The following is a 23,491-nucleotide window of genomic DNA, read 5'->3' as shown; positions in this document are numbered from 1 at the left end:
CCGGTAGGCTGTTCACATGTCCGAACCGACCGGTGCCGCCCGCAGGCGCGGGCCCTTCAAGGTCGGGGACCAGGTTCAGCTGACCGACCCCAAGGGCCGCCACTACACGTTCACGCTCGAGGCCGGGAAGAACTTCCACACCCACAAGGGTTCCTTCCCGCACGACGAACTGATCGGTGCTCCCGAGGGCAGCGTTGTCCGCACCACCGGGAACGTCGCCTACCTCGCGCTGCGCCCCCTGCTCCCCGACTACGTCCTGTCCATGCCCCGCGGGGCAGCTGTCGTCTACCCGAAGGACGCGGGGCAGATCCTCGCCTTCGCCGACATCTTCCCCGGCGCCCGCGTCGTCGAAGCCGGCGTCGGCTCCGGCTCGCTCAGCAGCTTCCTGCTGCGCGCCATCGGTGACCAGGGCATGCTGCACAGCTACGAGCGCCGCGAGGACTTCGCCGAGATCGCCCAGCAGAACGTGGAGCGCTACTTCGGCGGTCCGCACCCCGCCTGGCAGCTCACCGTCGGCGACCTCCAGGACAATCTGTCCGACACCGACGTCGACCGCGTCATCCTCGACATGCTCGCCCCCTGGGAGTGCCTGGAGGCCGTCTCCAAGGCGCTCGTGCCCGGCGGCATCCTGTGCTGCTACGTGGCCACCACCACCCAGCTCGCCCGCACCGTCGAGTCCATCCGCGAGATCGGCTCCTTCAACGAGCCGACCTCCTGGGAGTCGATGATCCGCAACTGGCACGTGGAGGGCCTGGCGGTCCGCCCGGACCACCGGATGATCGGCCACACCGGCTTCCTCCTCACCGCCCGTCGCCTCGCCGACGGCGTCGAGCCGCCGATGCGGCGCCGCCGCCCGGCCAAGGGCGCCTACGGCGAGGACTACACCGGCCCCAATGCCGACGGAGGCAGCGGCCGCTGACGCCGCCCCAGCACAGCGTTCAACGACAGGGCGCCGTGACCGAGTTCCCGGACGACACGGAACTCGGCCACGGCGCCCTGTCGTTGGCGTCTGCCGGACCCCGGTCCGGCCCCCGTCGGGGCGGCTCGGTACCGAGGGGCGACGCGGCCGATATCCACGTCCGATATCCCGTACCCCGCCGTTCCCCCACCCTGTGACGTGTGGCACGATGCTGGCCAATCCCCCACCCCCACCGGCACAGCCACCACAGGAGACACTGCCAGTGCAGCAATCCGCCCTCCCGGAACTGGCACACACCCACACCAGGCCGATCCACTGGGTCGCGACCGCCACCGCGCTCGCCGGCGTCGTCGCCCTCTCCTCCCTTCTGCAGCCCAAACCCGCGACAGCCGCCCAGGCCGCGGGCCCGGAGGCCGGGCCCGCCCCCGTCACCACCGCGGCCCCCGCCACCACCGGCGTCGACTTCCCCCTCGAATGCGGCCCCGTACAGGCCCTCGTGGTCAAGAAGGCCAGCGGCGACCTCGACGGCGACGGCGCCCCGGAGACGATCGCCGCGGTGCACTGCGACGCCCCCATGGGAACCCCGCCCGACGGCGTCTACGTCCTCACCCAGGGCGCGGACAGCACGCACGCGCGCGTGGTGGCGACCCTCGTCGACCCCAAGGCCCGCAACACCGTCACGAGCCTCTCCGTCACCGACGGAGCCGTCCTCGCCACACTGCTCGGCTACTCCACGGCCGACGTACCCAGTTGCTGCCCCGACGTGAAGGACAGCGCCAAGTGGCAGTGGAAGGACGACAGGTTCATCCGCTCGACACCCGCGGGCGCCCACAGCGTCTGATCCGGGCCACCGGCCTGTGAGAAATCAGACAGGCGTCACGGTCCGCGGCCGACGCGTCACTCCGCGTCCGGGCCGTAGATCTCGACGCTGTCCGAAACGCGTCGCACATGAATGCAGTCGCCCGGACACTCCCGCGCCGAGTCCACCACGTCCGTCAACAGCGGCAACGGCACCGGGGTCGTGGCCCCCTTGGCCTGGAGCAGCTCGTCGTCGGCGCCCTTGACGTAGGCCAGGCCGTCGATGTCCAGCTCGAACACCTCGGGTGCGTACTGGGCGCAGATCCCGTCGCCGGTACAGAGATCCTGGTCGATCCAGACCTCCAGCTCTTCGCTGCCGACACCGGTCTCCTGCTGCACGCCCATATCTCCTGCCGTTTACTGTCGAGCCGCAAGGGAACCATGCAGGCTCTGACGGGTGTTGAACACTTCGACCCTACCCTCGGCGGCTTCCGGACCGTGTTCGGTGGGTATTCCCCTGGCGTGAGGGAGAGCGCAAGGGTGAAGATCGGACACACCCCGACAGTCTTTGTGATCTAGGGGTTTCAATCGACACCCACCCAGGTAGGGTCTGGAAGCGTCCAGCTCCCCTTGGAGGAGGTGAGGACCGTGGCAGCCCACGACGACGACATGAACCGCGGCATCCGCCCGGGACGAGGGTCCGACGACCCGTCCGGGCAGATTGCCTACCTTGAGCAGGAGATCGCCGTCCTGCGACGCAAGCTCGCCGACTCTCCGCGGCACACGAGGATTCTCGAAGAGCGGATCGTCGAGCTACAGACAAACCTGGCCGGCGTGTCCGCCCAGAACGAACGACTCGCGAACACACTCCGTGAGGCCCGCGACCAGATCGTGGCCCTCAAGGAAGAAGTCGACCGGCTCGCCCAGCCGCCGGCCGGCTTCGGCGTCTTCCTCACGGCGAACGAGGACGGCACGGCCGACATCTTCACCGGGGGCCGCAAACTCCGGGTGAACGTCAGCCCCAGCGTCGAGCTCGAAGAGCTCCGGCGCGGCCAGGAAGTGATGCTCAACGAAGCGCTCAACGTGGTCGAGGCCATGGAGTACGAGAGCGTCGGCGACATCGTCACCCTCAAGGAGATCCTCGAGGACGGCGTACGCGCCCTCGTGCAGGGGCACACCGACGAGGAACGGGTGGTCCGGCTCGCCGAGCCGCTCCTCGACGTCGTCATCCGCCCCGGCGACGCCCTCCTGCTCGAACCCCGCTCCGGCTACGTCTACGAGGTCGTGCCCAAGAGCGAGGTGGAGGAACTCGTCCTCGAAGAGGTTCCCGACATCGGCTACGAGCAGATCGGTGGCCTCGGCGGGCAGATCGAGATGATCCGCGACGCCGTCGAGCTCCCGTACCTCTACCCCGACCTCTTCAAGGAGCACGAGCTGCGCCCGCCCAAGGGCGTCCTGCTCTACGGGCCCCCCGGATGCGGTAAGACGCTCATCGCCAAGGCCGTCGCCAACTCGCTGGCCAAGAAGGTCGCCGAGGTCACCGGTCAGGCCACCGGCAAGAGCTTCTTCCTCAACATCAAGGGTCCCGAGCTGCTCAACAAGTACGTCGGTGAGACCGAGCGGCAGATCCGCCTCGTCTTCCAGCGTGCGAGGGAGAAGGCCTCCGAGGGCACCCCCGTCATCGTCTTCTTCGACGAGATGGAGTCCCTCTTCCGCACCCGGGGCTCCGGCGTCAGCTCGGACGTGGAGAACACCATCGTTCCGCAGCTTCTGGCGGAGATCGACGGTGTCGAGGGCCTGCAGAACGTGGTCGTCATCGGTGCCTCCAACCGCGAGGACATGATCGACCCCGCGATCCTGCGCCCCGGCCGCCTCGACGTGAAGATCAAGATCGAGCGTCCGGACGCCGAAGCGGCGAAGGACATCTTCCAGAAGTACCTCACCGAACGCCTTCCCCTGCACGCCGAGGACGTGGGCGAACACGGCGGCGACAGGACCACCACCGTCCAGAGCATGATCCAGACGGCTGTGGAACACATGTACGCCGAATCCGAGGAAAACCGCTTCCTGGAAGTCACCTACGCCAACGGCGACAAGGAAGTCCTCTACTTCAAGGACTTCAACTCCGGCGCGATGATCGAGAACATCGTCGGCCGGGCCAAGAAAATGGCCATCAAGGACTTCCTCGACCACAACCAGAAGGGCCTTCGGGTCTCCCACCTCCTCCAGGCGTGCGTGGACGAGTTCAAGGAGAACGAGGACCTGCCGAACACCACCAACCCCGACGACTGGGCCCGGATCTCCGGAAAGAAGGGCGAACGGATCGTGTACATCCGTACCCTCATCACCGGAAAGCAGGGCGCGGACACCGGACGCTCCATCGACACGGTGGCGAACACCGGACAGTACCTGTAAGAACAGGGCGGCTGCGGGTGCCCACCACGGGTACCCGCAGCCGACTGCTTTCCGGGCCACGGCTGGAGCAAGGCAATGACGCAAATGATCTCCCCACCAGCGCGGAGGCGTTCTAGGCTCTTCCGTACCGCCGGGTCGCGCAGTGCGGGGACGGGCACCGCACACGCGCCGGAGCACCACCGGTATCTGAGCGGCGCCCACGACCGAGGGTGCCGCCGGGCAAGGAGGGCCGCATGACCGTACGGCGAGTAATGGGCATCGAGACGGAGTACGGCATCTCCGTCCCCGGCCACCCCAACGCCAATGCCATGCTCACCTCGTCCCAGATCGTCAACGCCTACGCGGCGGCGATGCACCGGGCCCGCCGGGCCCGCTGGGACTTCGAGGAGGAGAACCCGCTGCGGGACGCGCGTGGTTTCGACCTCGCCCGCGAGGTCGCCGACTCCAGCCAGCTCACCGACGAGGACATCGGCCTCGCCAACGTCATCCTCACCAATGGCGCGCGCCTCTACGTCGACCACGCGCACCCCGAGTACAGCGCGCCCGAGGTCACCAATCCCCGCGACGCCGTCCTCTGGGACAAGGCCGGCGAGCGGATCATGGCCGAGGCCGCCGAGCGTGCCGCCGCACTGCCCGGCGCGCAGCCCATCCACCTCTACAAGAACAACACCGACAACAAGGGCGCCTCCTACGGGACGCACGAGAACTACCTGATGAAGCGGGAGACCGCCTTCTCGGACATCGTGCGCCACCTGACGCCCTTCTTCGTCTCGCGCCAGGTCGTCACCGGCGCAGGCCGCGTGGGAATCGGCCAGGACGGTCACGAGCACGGCTTCCAGCTCAGTCAGCGCGCCGACTACTTCGAGGTCGAGGTCGGCCTGGAGACGACGCTGAAGCGCCCGATCATCAACACGCGCGACGAGCCGCACGCCGACGCGGAGAAGTACCGCCGCCTCCATGTGATCATCGGTGACGCGAACCTCTCCGAGATCTCGACCTATCTGAAGCTGGGCACGACGGCCCTGGTCCTGTCGATGATCGAGGACGGCTTCATCGCGGTGGACCTGGCGGTCGACCAGCCGGTCCGCACCCTGCACCAGGTGTCCCACGACCCGACCCTGAAGCGGCTGGTCACCCTGCGCAGCGGCCGCACGCTCACCGCGGTCCAGTTGCAGATGGAGTACTTCGAGCTGTCGCGCAAGTACGTGGAGGAGCGGTACGGCTCGGACGCCGACGATCAGACGAAGGACGTCCTCGCACGCTGGGAGGACACCCTGAACCGCCTGGAGAACGACCCGATGAGCCTCGCCGGCGAACTGGACTGGGTCGCCAAGCGGGAGCTCATGGAGGGCTACCGGCGCCGTGACAGCCTCGACTGGGACGCCGCCCGCCTCCACCTCGTCGACCTCCAGTACGCCGACGTACGGGCCGACAAGGGCCTCTACAACCGTCTCGCGGCCCGTGGCCGCATGAAGCGCCTGCTGGACGAGACCGAGGTCGAGCGGGCGATCACGAAGCCCCCGGAGGACACTCGCGCGTACTTCCGCGGCCGCTGCCTGGAGCAGTACGCCGACGATGTCGCCGCCGCCTCCTGGGACTCGGTGATCTTCGATCTGCCGGGTCGGGACTCGCTCCAGCGCGTCCCAACCCTCGAACCTCTTCGCGGAACGCGAAATCACGTCAAGGCGCTCCTGGACCGCTGCCGCACGGCAGAAGACCTGGTCAAGGTGCTCTCGGGCGGCTGAACGACCACCCGGACGCGACCTCCCGGGCGGGGTGGAAACCCTCCCGTCAGGGAATCATCGAGGTGGCCCCCGTACGTTGTGGCAACTGCGGGGCCGATGTCGGACCCGGCTTGTAGGGTCTGATCATCACCGATCGGCAGGAATGCCGACCTGTCGACCATGTCGGGCGAAAGAGCGGGGTGAGGGTTATGGCGACCAAGGACACCGGCGGCGGCCAGCAGAAGGCGACGCGCTCCACGGAGGAGGTCGAGGAGCAGGCGCCCGAGGCGCAGGCTTCGGAGGACCTCAAGGAGCGCCAGGAGAAGCTGAGCGACGACGTGGACTCGGTTCTCGACGAGATCGACGATGTCCTCGAGGAGAATGCCGAGGACTTCGTTCGAAGCTTCGTTCAAAAGGGCGGCGAGTAGCCTTCGATCTGAAGGAATCGGGGACTCGCGGGTTGGGAAGCGAAGGCGACGTGAAGTGCTGTGCGCGGTAGGACGATCAAGCCGCGCGCAGCCCCCGCCCGCGGCGGTCGGACTCCGACGGCCTGCGGAGGCAGTGCCTGTTACGCAGGTTGATCACTGCCGTCGGAGGGGTAGGGTCCGTGGCATATCGTGCTTCAACTGCAATTCCGGCCTCGGCCTGTTGAGGGTTGACCCCGCAGGCGCGCACCGAGCAGCCGAATACCTGGAAGGAAACGCGTGGAAGCCAACACTCGTAGCACCGGGCGTCTACCGGCTGCCTTCCTGACGCCCGGGTCCTCGTCCTTCATGGACTTTCTCTCCGATCACCAGCCGGAGCTGCTGCCCGGCAAGCGGCAGCTGCCCCCGACGCAGGGTGTGATCGAGGCGCCGCACGGCACGACGATCGTCGCGGTGACGTTCCCCGGTGGTGTCGTGCTCGCCGGTGACCGTCGCGCCACGATGGGCAATGTCATCGCGCAGCGGGACATCGAGAAGGTCTTCCCGGCTGATGAGTACTCGGCCGTCGGAATCGCCGGTACCGCCGGTCTGGCCGTCGAGATGGTGAAGCTGTTCCAGCTGGAGCTGGAGCACTTCGAGAAGGTCGAAGGAGCGCAGCTCTCGCTCGAGGGCAAGGCGAACCGCCTGTCGACCATGATCCGTTCCAATCTGGGCATGGCCATGCAGGGGCTGGCGGTCGTGCCCCTCTTCGCCGGATTCGACGTGGACCGGGACCGCGGCCGGATCTTCTCCTACGACGTCACGGGCGGCCGCTCCGAGGAGCACAACTACGCCGCCACCGGCTCCGGCTCGGTCTTCGCGCGCGGGGCGATGAAGAAGCTCTTCCACAACAGCCTGACCGAGGACGAGGCCACGACCCTCGTGGTCCAGGCCCTCTACGACGCGGCGGACGACGACTCGGCGACCGGTGGTCCCGATGTCGCGCGCCGGATCTACCCCATCGTCACCGTGATCACCGAGGACGGCTTCCGCCGGCTCACCGACGAGGAGTCGTCGGAGATCGCCCGTTCGATCCTGGCGCGTCGCCTGGAGCAGCCGGACGGCCCGCGCGCCGCCCTGCTGTAGCGGCGGCCCCGTTCTCATCCCAGGTGATCCAGTGACTTCGACAGAAAGGGACGGATAACCGGTGTCGACGCCGTTCTATGTCTCACCCCAGCAGGCGATGGCCGACCGCGCCGAGTACGCCCGCAAGGGCATCGCGCGCGGCCGCAGCCTCGTTGTGATCCAGTACGCCGACGGCATCGTGTTCGTCGGTGAGAATCCGTCCCGTGCGCTGCACAAGTTCAGCGAGATCTACGACCGGATCGGCTTCGCGGCCGCCGGCAAGTACAACGAGTACGAGAACCTGCGGATCGGTGGCGTGCGGTACGCCGATCTCCGTGGGTACACCTATGACCGTGACGACGTGACCGCCCGCGGTCTGGCCAACGTGTACGCCCAGACACTGGGCACGATCTTCTCCTCGGCGGGCGAGAAGCCCTACGAGGTGGAGCTGGTGGTGGCCGAGGTCGGCGCCACGCCGGACGGGGACCAGATCTACCGCCTGCCGCACGACGGCTCGATCGTGGACGAGCACGGTTCGGTGGCGGTCGGGGGCAACGCCGAGCAGATCAGCAGCTACCTGGATCAGCGTCACCGGGAGGGCATGAACCTGGCCGAGGCGCTGAAGCTGGCCGTACAGGCCCTGTCGCGCGACACCAGCGGCACGGAGCGGGAGATTCCCGCCGAGCGCCTGGAGGTGGCCGTGCTGGACCGCACGCGGCCGCAGTCGCGCAAGTTCAAGCGGATCGTGGGCCGTCAGCTGGGCCGGCTGCTGGAGACGGACGGCGCGACCACGGAGGCGGAGAGCTCCGAGGAGGAGTGACACCGCTCGCGATTCACCCCTTGTGCGCCCCGGTCGATGATTCGGCCGGGGCGCAGGGCGTCTCAGGAGGCGTTCGGTGGCGCCGTGGAGGCCCGTACGACCAGTTCGACGGGGATGTCCCCGCCGTCCGGCGTGCGGCCCTCCAGGACGGCAAGGAGGGCCCGCATGCCTCGTTCGCCGAACAGCTCGGCGTCCAGCCGTACGGTCGTCAGCTCGGGGTCGAGGGCGGTGGCCAGGGCGAGATCGTCCAGGCCGGTGACGGACACGTCGTCGGGGACACGCAGGCCGAGGCGCCGTAGGGCCTTGTAGGCGCCGGCCGCGAGTTTGTCGTCGTCGCAGACGACGGCGGTGGGGCGGGGCCCCGGAGCGCTCAGCGCCGCCTCCGCGGCGGCCAGGGCGCCGTCGATGGAGATCGGGGCGGAGGCGGTGCGCAGCGAGGTCCCCGCCGCCGCGCCGACCCGGGCGGCGAGCTCACGCGCGCGTACCTCGAAGGTCCAGGACGGGATGTCGGCCGCGAGGTGCAGGAAACGGCGGTGGCCGAGACCCAGCAGATGGTCGGCGACCTGGCGGACGCCGTCGACGATGTCGAGGTTGACGGTGGCGGCGCCCAGGCTTCCGGAGGGGTCGCTGTCCAGCATCACCAGGGGCAGCTGGTCGCCGCGGATGGCGGTCAGCGCGTCGGCGGCCATCGAGGAGGCGAGGACGCCGTCGAGGGCGGCCTGGGCGGAGGCGAAGGGGTCGCGGGCGGGGCCCACGCCCTCGGGGGAGGGGTAGAGGACCACTCCGAAGCCGTGCTCGGCCGCGACCCGCGCCGCCCCGGTGTAGACGCCGGCGAAGAACTCCGTCGTGAGCGCGGGGACCACGAGCAGGACCGTGCGGGTGCGGCCGAGGCGCAGGTTGCGGGCGGCGAGGTTGGGCCGGTAGCCGAGTTCGCGGGCCGCCTCCCGTACGCGCTGCGCGGTGGTCTCGGAGACGCGGCCGCGCCATTTGTCGCCGAGGACGAGGGAGACGGCGGCCTGGGAGACCCCCGCGGCCTGGGCGACGTCACGGCTCGTGGGGCGCGTGCTACCTCGTGCCACCGTGGGCCTGCTCCTTCGTATGGACTGGCGAACAGCGCACATGGTACGTATGACTGGAGACGTTATACGTAAAACCTCGAGGTGATCCACCGCCTCGGGCGAGCCGACGGAGGCGGGACATTGGCCGCGGGATACCTCGAGATCCTCAGGGCGAAGCACGCCGCCCGGCTGCTGACCGGCACGCTCGTCGGCCGGCTGCCCAACGCCACGGCCGCCATCGCGATCGTGCTGTTCGTGCGCGCGCAGGGGGGCACCTACAGCCTCGCGGGCGCGCTGGCGGCCGTGTACGGCGTCGCCAACGCCGTCGGGCAGCCGCTGCTGGGAAGGCTGGTCGACACCCACGGTCAGCCGCGGGTCCAGTTGCCCGCGGCGCTCGTCTCGGCCCTCGCCATGGCGGTCTTCGCCTTCGTGGGCGCGGACCCGCTGCCGCTCGCGTACCTGTCGGTGGCGGCCGCCGGACTCTTCACGCCGCCCCTGGAGGGCGGTCTGCGGGCGCTCTGGCCGTCGGTGCTGCGCCGCGAGGACCAGGTGCACACGGCGTACGCGATGGACGCGGTGGCGCAGGAGGTGATGTTCACCGTGGGGCCGCTGCTGGTGACCCTGTGCGTGTCGGTGTGGTCGGCGCAGGGTGCCCTGCTGGTGCTGAACGCGGTCGGGGTGCTGGGCGCGCTGTCGGTGGTCGTGTCGCCCCCCTCGCGCGCGTGGCGGTCGGCCCCCCGCGCGGCGCACTGGCTGGGCGCGCTGCGGTCGCCCGGTCTGCTGGCGCTCCTCGGCGCGTTCCTGTTCATCGGTGTCGCGCTCGGCTCCATCACGGTGGCGTCCGTGCCGTACGCGGACGACCACGGTGGTGACGCGGTCTACGGCTGGCTGATGGCGGCGCTGGGGCTCGGCGCGCTGCTCGGTGGTGTGGTGTACGGGGCGCGGCAGTGGGCGGGGCCGCCGGAGCGGCGACTGCGGTGGCTGGTGGCGCTTCTGGCGGTGTGTTATCTGCCCCTGACGCTGATGCCGGGTGCGGTGGCCATGGTGGCGCTGACGGCGCTCGCGGGCGTGTTCCTGGCGCCCGCCATCGCGTGCGCGTTCGTCATCGTGGACCGGCACGCGCCGCGCGGGACGGTGACGGAGGCGTTCTCCTGGCTGGTGACGACCTTCACGGTCGGCGCGTCGGTGGGAACGGGCCTGGCGGGTCCGGTGATAGAGGCCGGCGGCGCGCTGTGGGGGTTCACGGTGCCGGCTGTCGCGGGTGCCGTATCGCTGGTGGTTTTGCTGGCCACAGGGCGGGTACTTGCAGTTCCCGCCGGGAGTGGGGTGGTTGCGGCTTCATCGGAAAATGATCCAAACCGTGCTGCCGAACCCCGTTTCAGTTCAGGGGATCGGGCGTAATGTTCACTCATGGACCGCCGCATTTTCGGGCTGGAGAACGAGTACGGCGTCACATGTACGTTCAGGGGACAGCGCCGGCTGTCTCCCGACGAGGTGGCGCGGTACCTCTTCCGCCGTGTCGTGTCATGGGGCCGAAGCAGCAATGTCTTTCTGCGAAACGGCGCCCGCCTCTATCTCGACGTGGGATCGCATCCGGAATACGCGACACCGGAATGTGACAACGTGACCGAGTTGGTCACCCACGACAAGGCCGGCGAGCGCATTCTCGAAGGACTCCTGGTGGACGCGGAACGACGCCTGCACGAGGAAGGAATCGCGGGCGACGTCTACCTCTTCAAGAACAACACGGACTCGGCGGGCAACTCTTATGGTTGCCACGAGAACTACCTGGTGGCCCGGCACGGGGAGTTCTCCCGGCTCGCGGACATCCTGATCCCGTTCCTGGTGACCCGCCAGCTGCTGTGCGGCGCGGGCAAGGTGCTTCAGACGCCCCGTGGGGCGGTCTACTGCGTCAGTCAGCGGGCCGAGCACATCTGGGAGGGCGTCTCCTCCGCGACGACCCGCTCGCGGCCCATCATCAACACGCGCGACGAGCCGCACGCGGACGCCGAGCGTTACCGCCGTCTGCATGTCATCGTCGGCGACTCCAACATGTCCGAGACGACCATGCTGCTGAAGGTCGGCGCGACCGACCTGGTGCTGCGCATGATCGAAGCGGGCACGGTGATGCGGGATCTGACGCTGGAGAACCCGATCCGGGCGATCCGCGAGGTCAGCCACGACATCACCGGCCGACGCAAGGTGCGGCTGGCCAGCGGCCGGGAGGCCTCCGCGCTGGAGGTGCAGCGGGAGTACTACGAGAAGGCCGTGGACTTCGTCGAGCGCCGGGGCGTGCGTACCGGCACCGTCGACCAGGTCCTGGAGCTGTGGGGCCGCACGCTGGACGCGATCGAGGCGGAGGACCTCGACCGGATCGGCACCGAGATCGACTGGGTCATGAAGTACAAGCTCATCGAGCGGTACCGGGCCAAGCACAACATGACCATGTCGCATCCCCGGGTGGCGCAGATAGACCTCGCTTATCACGACATTCACCGTCGTCGTGGTCTGTACTACCTGTTGGAGCGAAAGGGCCAAGCCGCGCGGATCTGCAACGACTTGAAGATCTTCGAGGGCAAGTCGGTGCCGCCGCAGACCACCAGGGCCCGTTTGCGCGGCGACTTCATCCGCCGCGCACAGGAACAGCGCCGGGACTTCACGGTGGACTGGGTGCACCTGAAGCTCAACGACCAGGCACAGCGCACCGTGTTGTGCAAGGACCCGTTCCGGTCGGTGGACGACCGGGTGGAGAAGCTGATCGCCGGAATGTGAGTGACGCGTTCCGCACGCGCTGCGGAACGCGACACGGGCGCCGTACGTTCCCGTACGGCGCCCTTCGCATGTCCGCAAACGTCGCTAAGGTAGCGCGCACGCCATCAGAAGATCGACCGATTACGAGGCTTTCATCGTGCGCCGACGCTCACTCATCCTTGCCGCCGTACCCGCGGGACTGGTCACTCTCGCCGCGTGCGGCGACGACAAGTCCGACTCGAGCAAGGCGAGCGACAGCGCGTCGTCCTCCGCCGGGGCCACGCCTCCACCGAAGATCGTGGACGGCCCGCTGCCGGCCATCACGGCGGGCGTGAAGTTCGACGAGAAGCCGACGGTCGCCAAGGGCAGCGGTGAGCCCTCGGACCAGCTGGCGGTGAAGACGGTGATCGCGGGCAGTGGCAAGACCGTCGCCGAGAACGACTACATCCAGGCCAACTGTCTCGGTCAGATCTGGGACAGCGCGAAGGTCCTCCTCAACACCTACGACACCAAGAAGCCGCTGTTCACCCAGCTCGCGCAGGGCGGCACCATCGACGGCTGGCGCTATGCGCTGACGGGCAAGAAGACCGGCAGCCGGGTGCTCTTCTCGGTGCCGCCGACCTGGGCCTTCGGTAAGGACGGCGACGCGGACACCGGCATCAAGGGCACCGACACGCTGGTGTTCGTCTTCGACATCCAGGACACCTTCAACGCGAAGAGCTCGGCCAAGGGCGAGGACGTGCCGCAGGACGACGCCTCCGTGCCGAAGGTGGGTACCAACACCGACGGCAAGGCGCCCTCGATCGAGATCCCCAAGTCGGACCCGCCGGCCAAGCTGGTGTCGAACTACGTGATCGAGGGAGACGGCCCGAAGCTCGCGGCGGACGACACCGTGCTGGTGCAGTACAAGGGCGTCGTCTGGGACACCGGCAAGGAGTTCGACTCCTCGTACAGCCGCAGTTCGCTGACCTCGTTCTCGCTCCAGCAGGTGGTGAAGGGCTGGGCGCAGGGACTGACCGGCAAGAAGGTGGGCAGCCGGGTCGTCATCGTCGTTCCGCCGTCGCTGGGGTACGGCGACAGCCCGCCGAGCGGCAGCGGCATCGAGAAGGACTCCACGATGGTCTTCTCGGTGGACATCATCGCCAAGGTGTGAGGCGGGCGAAGGTGTAAGACTGTCCGTGTTGCCTTTCCGTGAGACATGCAGGAGCCAGTGACGTGAGCATTGAGAAGCCCGAGATCGACTTCCCCGGCGGCGAGCCCCCGGCGGACCTCGAGATCAAGGACATCTGGGAGGGCGACGGCGAGGTCGCGCAGGCCGGCCACAACGTCAGCGTCCACTACGTCGGTGTCGCCTTCAGCACCGGTGAGGAGTTCGACGCCAGCTGGAACCGCGGGACGCCGTTCCGCTTCCCGCTCGGCGGCGGACGCGTCATCAAGGGCTGGGACCAGGGCGTGCAGGGCATGAAGGTCGGCGGCCGTCGCCAGCTGACCATCCCGGCTCACCTCGCCTACGGCGACCAGAGCCCCACCCCGGCGATCAAGCCCGGTGAGACGCTGATCTTCGTCGTGGACCTGCTCGGGGTCTGACCGTCGTACGACCAGTGTTGATCATCTGGGGTCCATGCCCGCCCGGGCATGGACCCTCGGCTTTTGTCCGGGCGCCGCGGGGCGGTACGGTCGTCGATCGTAAGCACCATAGGGGAGGCGAAGGGCGTCGATGGCCATTGCCAAGGCCGAGCGGCTGATGAACCTGGCGCTGTGTCTGCTCGGGACGCGCCGGCCGCTCAGCAAGCGTGAGCTGCGCGATTCCATCGAGGCGTATGTCGAGACCTTCCGGCCGGGCAACGGCGGGGCGGGGTCGGACGACTCCTTCAACCGGATGTTCGAGCGGGACAAGGACGATCTTCGCGAGCTCGGCCTGGTCATCGAGACCGTGGAGAGCCTGGACGGCGAGATCGGCTACCTCGCCCGCCGCGACAGCAACCGGCTGCCACCCATCACCCTGGACGCCGAGGAGGCCGCGGCGCTGGGCCTGGCCGCCAAGGTGTGGCAGCAGGCGCGGCTGGCCGGTGCCGCGAGCGGCGCCCTGCAGAAGCTGCGCGCGGCGGGGCTCCCCGAGGACGTCGACCCGTACGAGGCACACGGCGCCCTGGAGCCCCGGATCCCCGTGCACGAGGCCGCGTTCGAGCCGCTGATGCTGGCCTGCCGCGACCGTCGGCCCGTCATGTTCGACTACCGCAAGGCCACCGCCGCGCGCCCGGAACCCCGCAACGTCGAACCGTGGGCGCTGGAGTGCTGGCGCGGCCACTGGTACCTGGCCGGCTTCGACCGCGACCGGGGCGCCGAGCGGGTCTTCCGGCTGTCGAGGATCACTGGCAGGGTGCGCTCGCGCGGGGCGAGCTTCACCGTGCCGGTCCCCGATGTCGTCACCGTCCGTGAGACCGTCGCGAGTTGGGCGGGCGAGACCGCCGACCGCAGCGCGCTGATCCGGCTGCGTACGGACGCCGGGTACCCCTTGCGGGCGAAGGCCACCGCGGTGCGGGAACTCGGCGACGGCTGGGACGAGTTGGAGATTCCGTACGGGCACGGTCTGGACGCCTGGCTGGTGGAGTTCGGGCCGGACGTGGTGGTCCTCGACCCCGCCGAGCTGCGCGCGGACGTCGTGGACCGGCTACGCGCCGTGGCCAAGGGCTGAGGGGGAGCGAGCAACACAGTGGCAGGCAAACCGGTCAGGCCGACGAACGCCATCGACCAGACGCGGCGGATGCTCTCCCTGGTGACGTATCTCAGGGAGCGCCCCGGCGCGCGGATCGAGGACGTGGCGCGCGCGTTCGGGATCACCGAGGACGAACTGGTCTCGGACCTCGACGTGCTGCCGATGTGCGGCACCAGCTTCCGCGGCGGCGATCTCCTCGACATCGACACAGACGGTGAACGCATCTGGTGGCACAACCCGGCCGCGCTCGGCGCGGAGGCCGCCGAACCGCTGCGGCTGGCCGCCGACGAGGCGACCGCGCTGCTGGTGGCGGCCCGGGCGGTGTCCACGCTGCCCGGCCTGCGCGAGGGCGACCGGCAGGCGCTGCTGCGGGCGACCGCCAAGGTGGAGGCCGCGGCCGGTGAGGCGGCGGGCGCGAGCGCGCGGCTGTCGGTGACGTTCGAGTCGGAGGGTGGGGTCTTCGCGGACGTCGACCGGGCGATCTCCGAGCGGCGCCGGCTGTGGATCCGTTACTACTCGCCCGCGCGCGACCAGGTCACCGAGCGCGAGATCGACCCCATCCGGCTGGTCAGCGTCGGGCACACGTACGTGGAGGCCTGGTGCCGCCGCTCCGAGGCGCGCCGCACCTTCCGGCTGGACCGGGTCGCCGAGATCAAGATCCTCGACGAGCCGTCCGCACCGCCCGAGATCGAGCTGCGGGACCTGTCGGAGGGGCTCGTGCAGCCGGCCGCCGAGGACCCGGAGGTCGTCGTCGAGGTCGGCCCGGGCGGCCGCTGGGTCGCCGAGTACTACCCGCACGACAGCGCCGATGAGCTTCCCGACGGCGGACTGCGTATTACCCTGCGCACGCCCGAACCCGCCTCGCTCAGGCGGCTGGCGCTGCGGCTCGGCCGGGACGGCCGGATCGTGTCGCCGCCGGAGCTGGCCGACAGCGCCCGCCGGGCCGCCAGTGAGGCGCTGGCGGCGTACGACGGGATCGAGGTGCCGGGCGCGGCCGGGGGGCCGCACGCGGTGCGCGGCGAGCAGCCGGGACAGCGGGGCGAAAGTCCGTTCGAGGGGCGGGAGCAGGGGCTTTGAGCGAGTCGACGGCGTCCGGTGTGCGGGGCATCTCGGTGTCCTCCGCGTTCGCCGGCATGCGCAGTGCGGGCCCGGTGCGCTTCCGGGCCGGGTGCCCCGACTGCCGGGGTGCCTTCGAGCTGGCGGCGAGTGCCCTGCGCCTGGCGATCGGCGCGTCCAGCCGGACCACCTTCTACTCCTTCACCTGCCCCGGCTGCGGTGCCGCCGTGCGCAAGCCGGCCGGCGAGCGGATCGTCGAACTGCTCACCGGCGGCGGAGTCAGGACCCTGCGGCTGCACACCCCTTAGGACGGTCTAGGCTCGGCCCCATGTTCTGGCCGATGTTCGCGGTTGCCATGGGTTTCGCCGGTCTCGCCGTTCTCGCGGTGTTCGCCGTACAGGTCTTCTCGGAGGCGCGGCTTCTGGGACGGCAGGTCGCGGAGTCCGCGCGCCGGATCGACCGGGCGGCCCAGGATCTGGAACGGGCGGCCGCGAGCGCGGCCCGCGCTGTGGACACTCTGTGACGACCGCTGTGGCGACCCTCGGGCGGCGCTGTGGGCGTCCTGTGAGTCCTGCGGCCAATGCGTTTTGGGCCACTTCGCCCTCCCGCCCCGATGGGGCGGGCAGGTACGCTGCTGGTCGCGGCTCGGAGAACGAGGCCCGGACCGCGGACCGGGAGTACGCACAGGGATTGCCTCACGTTTACCCCTGAGCGTTACGATCGCTGTCAACACGATCGTTCGGACAGGTGTCCGACCGGTCGGACGGCAACCCACCCCCGCAGCCTCGGTGAGAAGGTAAAGACTTATGTTCGGAAGGCTCGGCGCCCCCGAGATCATTCTCATCCTCGTCGTCGTCATCCTGCTGTTCGGCGCCAAGAAGCTTCCCGACATGGCGCGCTCGCTCGGCAAGTCCGCTCGCATCCTCAAGAGCGAGGCGAAGGCGATGAAGGAAGAGGGCGGCAGCACGGCCACCCCGGCCGGACCGCCCAACAACGACGAGCAGCCCCCGGCTCAGCGCACCATCCAGGCTTCCCCCGGCGACGTGACCAGCTCCCGTCCGGTCTCCGAGCCGACGGACACGACCAAGCGCTGACGCAGGGCCGGTGACCTCCGGCCCGCCGCACGAGATGGGAACGTGGGTTGCTGAAGCCTGCCCGCAAAGAGGAGAAGGACCCCGAGGGGCGGATGCCCCTCGCGGATCATCTTCGTGAGCTCCGCAACCGGCTCGCGAAGGCGATGCTGGCCATCGTCCTCGTGACGGTCGTAGCCGCCTTCTTCTACAACGACATCATCAACTTCCTCACCAAGCCGATCCTCGACTCGGTCGGCTGTGGGAAGACTTTCGAAGAGATCGCGGGCCAGCTCAATTCGGGCGACGCCACCAACAAGTGCGCGAGCATCACGATCAACGGTCTGCTCGCGCCCTTCACGCTCGCCCTCCAGGTCTCCCTGATGGCCGGCGTCGTCTTCGCCTCGCCGGTCTGGCTCTACCAGTTGTGGGCCTTCATCGCCCCGGGCCTGCACAACCACGAGCGCAAGTACGCCTACGCGTTCGTCGGCCTGGGCGCCCCGCTCTTCCTGGGCGGCGGCTACTTCGCCTACGCGGTGCTGCCGACCACCGCGAAGGTGCTGATCGACTTCACCCCGGGCGGCGTCAGCAACCTCCTGCCGCTGGACGACCTGCTCCAGCTCGTCACGCGCATGGTCGTCGTCTTCGGCCTCTCCTTCGAGCTGCCGCTGCTGCTGGTCTTCCTCAACCTCACCGGGATGGTCACCGGCAAGCGCATGCTCGGCTGGTGGCGCGCCATGATCATCGGCATCACGGTGTTCGCCGCCGTCGCCACGCCCAGCACCGACCCCATCTCGATGCTGGCGCTCGCCGGACCGATCTGGATCCTGTACTTCGGCGCGACCGCCTTCTCCCTGTTGAACGACCGACGCAGGCGCCGCCGAGACGCCCTCGGGCCCGCCGACGACGAGGCCTCCGAGCTGGACCTCAGCCCCGAGGCCATCGGCGAGGTCGAGTCGGTGACCGCGAGCCGCGCGCTGCCGGAGCAGTCGACCACGGAGCGGGTGAACGGTTATGACGACGTGACCTGACGAGCACCGGAGAGCTCCTAAGGTCATCCCCGTGACCAGCGAGATCACCCTCTTCGTCCATCCCGCGGCGGGCCGCGGCCGGGGCGCTCACGCAGCGCGGCCGGCCGCTTCCGCGTTGCGGTCGGCCGGCTACACGGTGCGCACGGTCCTCGGCGTGAACGCCGAGGACGCCCTCGTCCGCGCGCGTGCCGCGGTCGCCGACGGCACCGGCGCCGTGATCGCCGTCGGCGGCGACGGGCTGGCCCACCTCGCGCTCCAGGCCGTCGCCGGCACCCGGACCCCGCTCGGCCTGGTCGCCGCCGGTACCGGCAACGACTTCGCCCGCGCCCTCGGCCTGCCCGTCCGGGATCCGGCGGCCGCGGCCCGGCTGGTCGCCGACGCCCTCAAGGGCGCCCGGATCCGCGACCTCGACCTCGGCCGGGTCGGCGACCGCTGGTTCGGCACCGTCCTCGCCTCCGGCTTCGACTCCCGCGTCAACGACCGGGGCAACCGCATGCGATGGCCTGTCGGACGCGCCAGGTACGACCTCGCGATGCTGGCGGAACTGGCCGCGTTCCGCCCGTTCCCGTACCGCATCACGCTCGACGACGGAGCCGTCCGGGAGGTCGAGGCCACCCTCGTCGCCGTCGGCAACGGATCCTCCTACGGCGGCGGCATGCGGATCTGCCCGGGCGCCGACCTCACCGACGGACTGTTCGACGTCACGGTCGTCGGGGACTGCAGCCGGACGACGCTGCTGCGGGTGTTCCCGAGGGTGTACCGGGGGACGCACATCGACCATCCGAAGGTCACCGTGTTCCGGGCGGCGAAGGTCGAGATCGCGGCGGAGGGCGTGTCGGGTTACGCGGACGGGGAGCGGCTCGGGGAGCTGCCGCTCACCGCGCGGTGCGTGCCGGGCGCGGTGCGGCTCATCGGCCCCTGAAACGGGCCGCCCGTGCGCCCGTGAGCTGGGCGTACCGAGGTTTGGCAAGACCGGATCCGGATAATGATCGTCCTGTTGTCAGTGCGGCCCGGTACGCTCGAAAGCACGATGACAGAGGATCTCTCACCGGCCGAGCGGTACGCGGCAGCACGCAAGCGCGCTGTCGAGCAGGCCACTTCGCTCGCGTCCTTCCGCGAGATGTACGACTTCGGTCTCGACCCCTTCCAGATCGAGGCCTGCCAGGCACTCGAGGCGGGCAAGGGCGTCCTGGTCGCCGCCCCCACCGGCTCCGGCAAGACGATCGTGGGCGAGTTCGCCGTCCACCTCGCTCTCCAGCAGGGCAAGAAGTGCTTCTACACGACACCCATCAAGGCGCTGTCGAACCAGAAGTACTCCGACCTGTGCCGGCGCTACGGCAGCGACAAGGTCGGTCTGCTCACCGGCGACAACAGCGTCAACTCCGACGCCCCGGTGGTCGTGATGACCACCGAGGTGCTGCGGAACATGCTGTACGCCGGCTCGCAGACCCTTCTCGGCCTCGGGTACGTGGTCATGGACGAGGTGCACTACCTCTCCGACCGCTTCCGGGGCGCCGTGTGGGAAGAGGTGATCATCCACCTCCCCGAGTCGGTCACCCTGGTCTCGCTGTCGGCGACCGTGTCCAACGCCGAGGAGTTCGGCGACTGGCTGGACACCGTGCGCGGCGACACCGAGGTGATCGTCTCCGAGCACCGGCCCGTGCCGCTGTTCCAGCACGTGCTCGCCGGGCGGCGGATGTACGACCTCTTCGAGGAGGGCGAGGGCCAGCGCAGAGCCGTCAACCCCGACCTCACGCGGCTGGCCCGCATGGAGGCGAGCCGGCCCTCGTACCAGGACCGCAGGCGTGGCCGCAACATGCGCGAGGCCGACCGCGAGCGGGAGCGCAGGCAGCGCTCGCGCGTGTGGACACCGGGACGGCCGGAGGTCATCGAGCGGCTCGACGCCGCCGGGCTGCTGCCCGCCATCACCTTCATCTTCAGCCGTGCCGCCTGCGAGGCCGCCGTCCAGCAGTGCCTGCACGCCGGGCTGCGGCTGAACGACGAGGAGGCGCGCGCCGAGGTCCGCGCCCTGGTCGAGGAGCGCACCGTCGCCATCCCCCACGAGGACCTGCACGTCCTCGGCTACTACGAGTGGCTGGAGGGCCTGGAGCGCGGCATCGCCGCCCACCACGCGGGCATGCTGCCGACCTTCAAGGAGGTCGTCGAGGAGCTGTTCGTGCGCGGCCTGGTCAAGGCCGTCTTCGCGACCGAGACGCTCGCCCTCGGCATCAACATGCCCGCCCGCTCGGTGGTGCTGGAGAAGCTCGTCAAGTGGAACGGCGAGCAGCACGCCGACATCACCCCCGGCGAGTACACCCAGCTCACCGGCCGCGCGGGCCGACGGGGCATCGACGTCGAGGGGCACGCCGTCGTGCTCTGGCAGCGCGCGATGAGCCCCGAGCACCTCGCCGGGCTCGCGGGCACCCGCACGTATCCGCTGCGCTCCAGCTTCAAGCCGTCGTACAACATGGCGGTCAACCTGGTCGAGCAGTTCGGGCGGCACCGCTCGCGCGAGCTGCTGGAGACCTCGTTCGCGCAGTTCCAGGCGGACCGGTCGGTGGTCGGGATCTCCCGGCAGGTGCAGCGCAACGAGGAGGGGCTCGAGGGCTACAAGGAGTCCATGACCTGCCACCTCGGGGACTTCGACGAGTACGCGCGGCTGCGCCGCGACCTCAAGGACCGCGAGACCGAACTGGCCAAGCAGGGCGCGAGCCAGCGGCGCGTCGAGGCCGCCGTGGCGCTGGAGAAGCTCAAGCCGGGGGATGTCATCCATGTGCCGACCGGCAAGTACGCCGGACTGGCGCTGGTCCTCGACCCGGGTCTGCCCGCCGGCCGGGCCAACGGCCATCGCGGCTTCGAGCAGCACGACGGGCCGCGGCCGCTGGTCCTCACCTCCGAGCGACAGGTCAAGCGGCTGGCCTCGATGGACTTTCCGGTGCCGGTCGAGGCGCTGGACCGGATGCGGATCCCCAAGTCCTTCAACCCGCGCTCGCCGCAGTCCCGCCGCGATCTCGCCTCCGCGCTGCGCACCAAGGCCGGGCACATCCACCCGGAGCGGGCCCGCAAGCAGCGCTCGCAGGCCGCGGACGACCGTGAGATCGCCCGGCTGCGCACCGAGATCCGCGCCCACCCCTGCCACGGCTGCTCCGACCGTGAGGACCACGCCCGCTGGGCCGAGCGCTACCACCGGCTGCTGCGGGACACCTCGCAGCTGGAGCGCCGTATCGAAGGACGCACCAACACGATCGCCCGCACGTTCGACCGGATCGTGGCGCTCCTGACCGAGCTCGACTATCTGCGGGGCAACGAGGTCACCGAGCACGGCAAGCGGCTCGCCCGGCTCTACGGCGAGCTCGATCTGCTCGCGAGCGAATGCCTGCGCGCGGGCGTCTGGGAGGGGCTGGCTCCCGCCGAACTGGCCGCCTGTGTCTCGGCGTTGGTCTACGAGTCGCGGGCTGGGGACGACGCCATGGCGCCGAAGCTGCCCTCGGGCAAGGCGAAGGCCGCGCTCGGCGAGATGGTGCGCATCTGGGGCCGGCTGGACGCCCTGGAGGAGGACTTCCGGATCAGCCAGACCGAAGGCGTGGGGCAGCGCGAGCCCGATCTCGGCTTCGCCTGGTCGGCCTATATGTGGGCCTCCGGCAAGGGCCTCGACGAGGTGCTGCGCGAGGCGGAGATGCCCGCCGGTGACTTCGTGCGCTGGTGCAAGCAGGTCATCGACGTACTCGGGCAGATCGCGGCGGCGGCGCCCGCCTCGGCCGGGGGCTCGACGGTGGCGAAGAACGCCCGAAAGGCGGTCGACGAGCTGTTGCGGGGGGTTGTCGCCTACTCGTCGGTCGGGTGACGGCGTCCGGCGGACGCGGGTGGCGCGTGGCTGGTCACACCCGCGCGGCGGGGCCGCATGTCGACACGACCCCGCGCTTCCCGGCAGCTCACCTCAGCCCCGGTCGAGATACGCCCGCCACCCCCCGTACGCCGTGATGTCCGCCGCGTCGCCGAGGGCGCCCGGTTCGCACAGGAAGCCGGGGGCCCGGGTGACGTCGGTGAGTTCGACGCTGCCCAGGGTCATCGGGCGGGGGAGCGCGGCGAGCAGGTTGCCGAGACCCTCGGCCGGGAGACGCCAGACCTCCACCTCGATCGCGGCGCCGCCCTCGCCCACGTGCACGAGACCCGGCTTGGGCGGGGCCGTGCGCAGGGCGTGCAGGCGGTAGACGGGGGACGTCGTGGTCGTACGGTCCAGCACCGCGCCCAGGGAGAGCAGCTGGGGGTTGAGGGGCTGGCCGGTCAGGTGGGCGCCCGCCACCGCCACGTACACCTCGGGGCGCAGCAGGTCCGCGATCCGGGCCAGCCGGTCGTCCGTGAAGGCCGGGCCGACCAGCATCACGCCGAAGGGCAGGCCGTTCACCTCGCCGGCCGGGACGGCCACCGCCGCCAGGTCGAAGAGGTTGGTGGAGTTGGTGAACCGGCCCAGGCGGGCGTTGGCGCCCAGCGGGTCGGCGGCGACCTCGGCGAGGGTGGGGTGGCCGGGGGCGGTGGGCAGCAACAGGGCATCGGAGTCGGCCAGTTCGGCCAGGGCGCGGGTGCGCAGGGCCGTCAGGCGTTCGGTGTCCGTGTAGAGCCGGTGGGCCGGGATGTCCCGGGCCCGGGTGATGATGCCCGCGACGGTCGGGTCCAGGCCCTCGCCGCCCTCCGCGGTCAACTTGTCGACAAACGCACCCACGGCGGTGTAGCGCTCGGCGACGAACGCGCCCTCGTAGAGCATCGCGGCGGCCTCGGTGAACGGGGTGAGGTCGATACTGCGGATCTCGGCCCCGGCCGCCCCGAGCCGCCGTACCGCCGCCTCGTAGGCCGCCGCCCAGCCCTGGTCCAGCTCGCCCAGCTGGTCGCGGGGCGGGACCGCGATCCGCCAGGGCCCGGGGGCGCGGGCGGGGAGCGCGGGGAGGGCGCGGCCGGCCGGCGACGCCATGTGGGCCAGGGCCCGTTCCGCCTCGGGAAGCGTGCGGGCGAAGACCGTCACACAGTCGATCGAGGCGCAGGCCGGGACGACGCCCTCGGTGGGGACCAGCCCCCGGGTGGGCTTGAGACCGACGATGCCGTTGAAGGCGGCCGGGACCCGCCCCGAACCCGCCGTGTCCGTGCCCAGGGCGAGGTCGGCGATGCCGAGGGCCACCGCGACGGCCGAACCGGAGCTGGAGCCGCCGCTCACCCGCGACGGGTCGACGGCGCCCCGCACCGCGCCGTGCGGGGAGCGGGTCCCGACCAGCCCGGTCGCGAACTGGTCCAGGTTGGTGGTGCCCAGCACCAGCGCGCCGGCCGCGCGGAGGCGGGCCACGACCGGGGCGTCGGCGGCGGGCCGGTAGGCGTACGCGGGGCAGCCCGCGGTGGTCGGCAGCCCCGCCACGTCGATGTTTCCCTTGACGGCGAGCAGCCGGCCGGCGAGCGGCAGACGCTCACCGCGTGCCAGCCGTTCGTCGAGCGTGCGGGCCTCCGCCTCGACGTCCGTCCGCGGCCGTAGGTCGATCCAGATCTCCGGGCGGTCCGTGGCCTCGATGCGGGCGTAGGCGGCGCGGACGCGGGACACAGTCGTGGACATGCGTGCTCCTT

General features: G+C 70.1%; 23 protein-coding genes. 20 read left to right on the top strand and 3 right to left on the bottom strand.

What is annotated here, in order from left to right:
- The first annotated feature begins 16 nt into the window (after window positions 1-16).
- Together ACFVYS_RS18505 and ACFVYS_RS18500 are read left to right on the top strand one after the other, a co-directional pair.
- The gene (locus ACFVYS_RS18505) at window positions 17-919 is read left to right on the top strand and encodes a tRNA (adenine-N1)-methyltransferase (protein ID WP_046261810.1); all 903 of its coding nucleotides are present in this window, start codon (window positions 17-19) and stop codon (window positions 917-919) included.
- Window positions 920-1,181: 262 nt separating this feature from the next.
- Window positions 1,182-1,760 (top strand): hypothetical protein, encoded by a 579-nt coding sequence (locus ACFVYS_RS18500; protein ID WP_389503201.1) that lies wholly within the window; start codon window positions 1,182-1,184, stop codon window positions 1,758-1,760.
- 56 nt (window positions 1,761-1,816) lie between these two features.
- Here ACFVYS_RS18500 and ACFVYS_RS18495 read toward each other — a convergent pair whose 3' ends face one another.
- Entirely contained in the window at window positions 1,817-2,122 is a 306-nt protein-coding gene (locus ACFVYS_RS18495; protein WP_020128320.1) for a ferredoxin, read from the bottom strand.
- A 243-nt stretch (window positions 2,123-2,365) separates the two neighbouring features.
- Between ACFVYS_RS18495 and arc the strand changes: the two genes are divergently transcribed.
- The 6 genes from arc to prcA all read left to right on the top strand — a co-directional run bounded on the left by arc (window position 2,366) and on the right by prcA (window position 8,205).
- Window positions 2,366-4,132: a proteasome ATPase gene (arc, locus tag ACFVYS_RS18490; RefSeq protein ID WP_020665692.1), complete on the top strand. Its 1,767-nt coding sequence runs from the start codon at window positions 2,366-2,368 to the stop codon at window positions 4,130-4,132.
- Window positions 4,133-4,365: 233 nt separating this feature from the next.
- Window positions 4,366-5,877, top strand: coding sequence for a depupylase/deamidase Dop (dop, locus tag ACFVYS_RS18485; RefSeq protein WP_171396251.1), 1,512 nt, complete (start codon window positions 4,366-4,368; stop codon window positions 5,875-5,877).
- A 188-nt stretch (window positions 5,878-6,065) separates the two neighbouring features.
- The gene (locus tag ACFVYS_RS18480) at window positions 6,066-6,284 is read left to right on the top strand and encodes a ubiquitin-like protein Pup (RefSeq protein ID WP_020128324.1); all 219 of its coding nucleotides are present in this window, start codon (window positions 6,066-6,068) and stop codon (window positions 6,282-6,284) included.
- Complete coding sequence (locus ACFVYS_RS18475) at window positions 6,223-6,609, top strand: endonuclease domain-containing protein (RefSeq protein WP_389503198.1); 387 nt, start codon at window positions 6,223-6,225, stop codon at window positions 6,607-6,609. Before ACFVYS_RS18480 ends, ACFVYS_RS18475 begins: the two co-directional genes overlap by 62 nt.
- The gene (gene prcB, locus ACFVYS_RS18470) at window positions 6,561-7,406 is read left to right on the top strand and encodes a proteasome subunit beta (RefSeq protein WP_389503196.1); all 846 of its coding nucleotides are present in this window, start codon (window positions 6,561-6,563) and stop codon (window positions 7,404-7,406) included. Before ACFVYS_RS18475 ends, prcB begins: the two co-directional genes overlap by 49 nt.
- Before the next feature lie 61 nt (window positions 7,407-7,467).
- Entirely contained in the window at window positions 7,468-8,205 is a 738-nt protein-coding gene (gene prcA / locus ACFVYS_RS18465; protein WP_389503194.1) for a proteasome subunit alpha, read from the top strand.
- 62 nt (window positions 8,206-8,267) lie between these two features.
- Here the strand turns inward: prcA and ACFVYS_RS18460 are convergent, their stop codons facing one another.
- Complete coding sequence (locus ACFVYS_RS18460) at window positions 8,268-9,284, bottom strand: LacI family DNA-binding transcriptional regulator (RefSeq protein ID WP_389503192.1); 1,017 nt, start codon at window positions 9,282-9,284, stop codon at window positions 8,268-8,270.
- A gap of 120 nt (window positions 9,285-9,404) precedes the next feature.
- Here ACFVYS_RS18460 and ACFVYS_RS18455 point away from each other — a divergent pair, with 120 nt between their 5' ends.
- From ACFVYS_RS18455 to ACFVYS_RS18400, 12 genes are all read left to right on the top strand, one after another.
- Complete coding sequence (locus ACFVYS_RS18455) at window positions 9,405-10,664, top strand: MFS transporter (RefSeq protein ID WP_389503190.1); 1,260 nt, start codon at window positions 9,405-9,407, stop codon at window positions 10,662-10,664.
- 9 nt (window positions 10,665-10,673) lie between these two features.
- On the top strand, window positions 10,674-12,035 hold the full coding sequence (pafA, locus tag ACFVYS_RS18450; protein ID WP_057607036.1) for a Pup--protein ligase: 1,362 nt from the start codon (window positions 10,674-10,676) through the stop codon (window positions 12,033-12,035).
- A gap of 136 nt (window positions 12,036-12,171) precedes the next feature.
- Window positions 12,172-13,167 (top strand): FKBP-type peptidyl-prolyl cis-trans isomerase, encoded by a 996-nt coding sequence (locus ACFVYS_RS18445; RefSeq protein ID WP_389503188.1) that lies wholly within the window; start codon window positions 12,172-12,174, stop codon window positions 13,165-13,167.
- 62 nt (window positions 13,168-13,229) lie between these two features.
- On the top strand, window positions 13,230-13,601 hold the full coding sequence (locus ACFVYS_RS18440) for an FKBP-type peptidyl-prolyl cis-trans isomerase (RefSeq protein WP_389503186.1): 372 nt from the start codon (window positions 13,230-13,232) through the stop codon (window positions 13,599-13,601).
- A 130-nt stretch (window positions 13,602-13,731) separates the two neighbouring features.
- Complete coding sequence (locus ACFVYS_RS18435; RefSeq protein WP_389503184.1) at window positions 13,732-14,709, top strand: helix-turn-helix transcriptional regulator; 978 nt, start codon at window positions 13,732-13,734, stop codon at window positions 14,707-14,709.
- A gap of 18 nt (window positions 14,710-14,727) precedes the next feature.
- Entirely contained in the window at window positions 14,728-15,807 is a 1,080-nt protein-coding gene (locus ACFVYS_RS18430) for a helix-turn-helix transcriptional regulator (protein WP_389503182.1), read from the top strand.
- Window positions 15,804-16,094: a hypothetical protein gene (locus ACFVYS_RS18425; protein ID WP_389503180.1), complete on the top strand. Its 291-nt coding sequence runs from the start codon at window positions 15,804-15,806 to the stop codon at window positions 16,092-16,094. Before ACFVYS_RS18430 ends, ACFVYS_RS18425 begins: the two co-directional genes overlap by 4 nt.
- A 20-nt stretch (window positions 16,095-16,114) precedes the next feature.
- On the top strand, window positions 16,115-16,309 hold the full coding sequence (locus ACFVYS_RS18420; RefSeq protein WP_389503178.1) for a hypothetical protein: 195 nt from the start codon (window positions 16,115-16,117) through the stop codon (window positions 16,307-16,309).
- Between the two features lie 283 nt (window positions 16,310-16,592).
- Entirely contained in the window at window positions 16,593-16,880 is a 288-nt protein-coding gene (gene tatA, locus ACFVYS_RS18415; protein ID WP_389503176.1) for a Sec-independent protein translocase subunit TatA, read from the top strand.
- A gap of 47 nt (window positions 16,881-16,927) precedes the next feature.
- Window positions 16,928-17,887: a twin-arginine translocase subunit TatC gene (tatC, locus tag ACFVYS_RS18410; protein WP_389503174.1), complete on the top strand. Its 960-nt coding sequence runs from the start codon at window positions 16,928-16,930 to the stop codon at window positions 17,885-17,887.
- A gap of 31 nt (window positions 17,888-17,918) precedes the next feature.
- The gene (locus tag ACFVYS_RS18405) at window positions 17,919-18,809 is read left to right on the top strand and encodes a diacylglycerol kinase (protein WP_389503172.1); all 891 of its coding nucleotides are present in this window, start codon (window positions 17,919-17,921) and stop codon (window positions 18,807-18,809) included.
- 63 nt (window positions 18,810-18,872) lie between these two features.
- Complete coding sequence (locus tag ACFVYS_RS18400; protein ID WP_389503171.1) at window positions 18,873-21,731, top strand: DEAD/DEAH box helicase; 2,859 nt, start codon at window positions 18,873-18,875, stop codon at window positions 21,729-21,731.
- A gap of 93 nt (window positions 21,732-21,824) precedes the next feature.
- Here the strand turns inward: ACFVYS_RS18400 and atzF are convergent, their stop codons facing one another.
- Window positions 21,825-23,480, bottom strand: coding sequence for an allophanate hydrolase (atzF, locus tag ACFVYS_RS18395; RefSeq protein WP_389503169.1), 1,656 nt, complete (start codon window positions 23,478-23,480; stop codon window positions 21,825-21,827).
- Window positions 23,481-23,491 lie beyond the last annotated feature (11 nt).

The sequence above is a fragment of the Streptomyces sp. NPDC058295 genome (genome assembly GCF_042880655.1).
Taxonomy (GTDB): Bacteria; Actinomycetota; Actinomycetes; order Streptomycetales; family Streptomycetaceae; genus Streptomyces; species Streptomyces coriariae.
This window is presented reverse-complemented; position numbering and strand designations above follow the sequence as displayed.

Bases quoted from the DNA above. Each gene is read 5' to 3' on its own strand.
- ACFVYS_RS18435 (WP_389503184.1), top strand. From the start codon at position 13,732: ATGGCCATTGCCAAGGCCGAGCGGCTGATGAACCTGGCGCTGTGTCTG.
- tatA (WP_389503176.1), top strand. From the start codon at position 16,593: ATGTTCGGAAGGCTCGGCGCCCCCGAGATCATTCTCATCCTCGTCGTC.
- ACFVYS_RS18420 (WP_389503178.1), top strand. From the start codon at position 16,115: ATGTTCTGGCCGATGTTCGCGGTTGCCATGGGTTTCGCCGGTCTCGCC.
- atzF (WP_389503169.1), bottom strand. From the start codon at position 23,480: ATGTCCACGACTGTGTCCCGCGTCCGCGCCGCCTACGCCCGCATCGAG.
- ACFVYS_RS18505 (WP_046261810.1), top strand. From the start codon at position 17: ATGTCCGAACCGACCGGTGCCGCCCGCAGGCGCGGGCCCTTCAAGGTC.
- pafA (WP_057607036.1), top strand. From the start codon at position 10,674: ATGGACCGCCGCATTTTCGGGCTGGAGAACGAGTACGGCGTCACATGT.
- ACFVYS_RS18475 (WP_389503198.1), top strand. From the start codon at position 6,223: ATGTCCTCGAGGAGAATGCCGAGGACTTCGTTCGAAGCTTCGTTCAAA.
- ACFVYS_RS18480 (WP_020128324.1), top strand. From the start codon at position 6,066: ATGGCGACCAAGGACACCGGCGGCGGCCAGCAGAAGGCGACGCGCTCC.
- dop (WP_171396251.1), top strand. From the start codon at position 4,366: ATGACCGTACGGCGAGTAATGGGCATCGAGACGGAGTACGGCATCTCC.
- ACFVYS_RS18495 (WP_020128320.1), bottom strand. From the start codon at position 2,122: ATGGGCGTGCAGCAGGAGACCGGTGTCGGCAGCGAAGAGCTGGAGGTC.
- ACFVYS_RS18400 (WP_389503171.1), top strand. From the start codon at position 18,873: ATGATCGTCCTGTTGTCAGTGCGGCCCGGTACGCTCGAAAGCACGATG.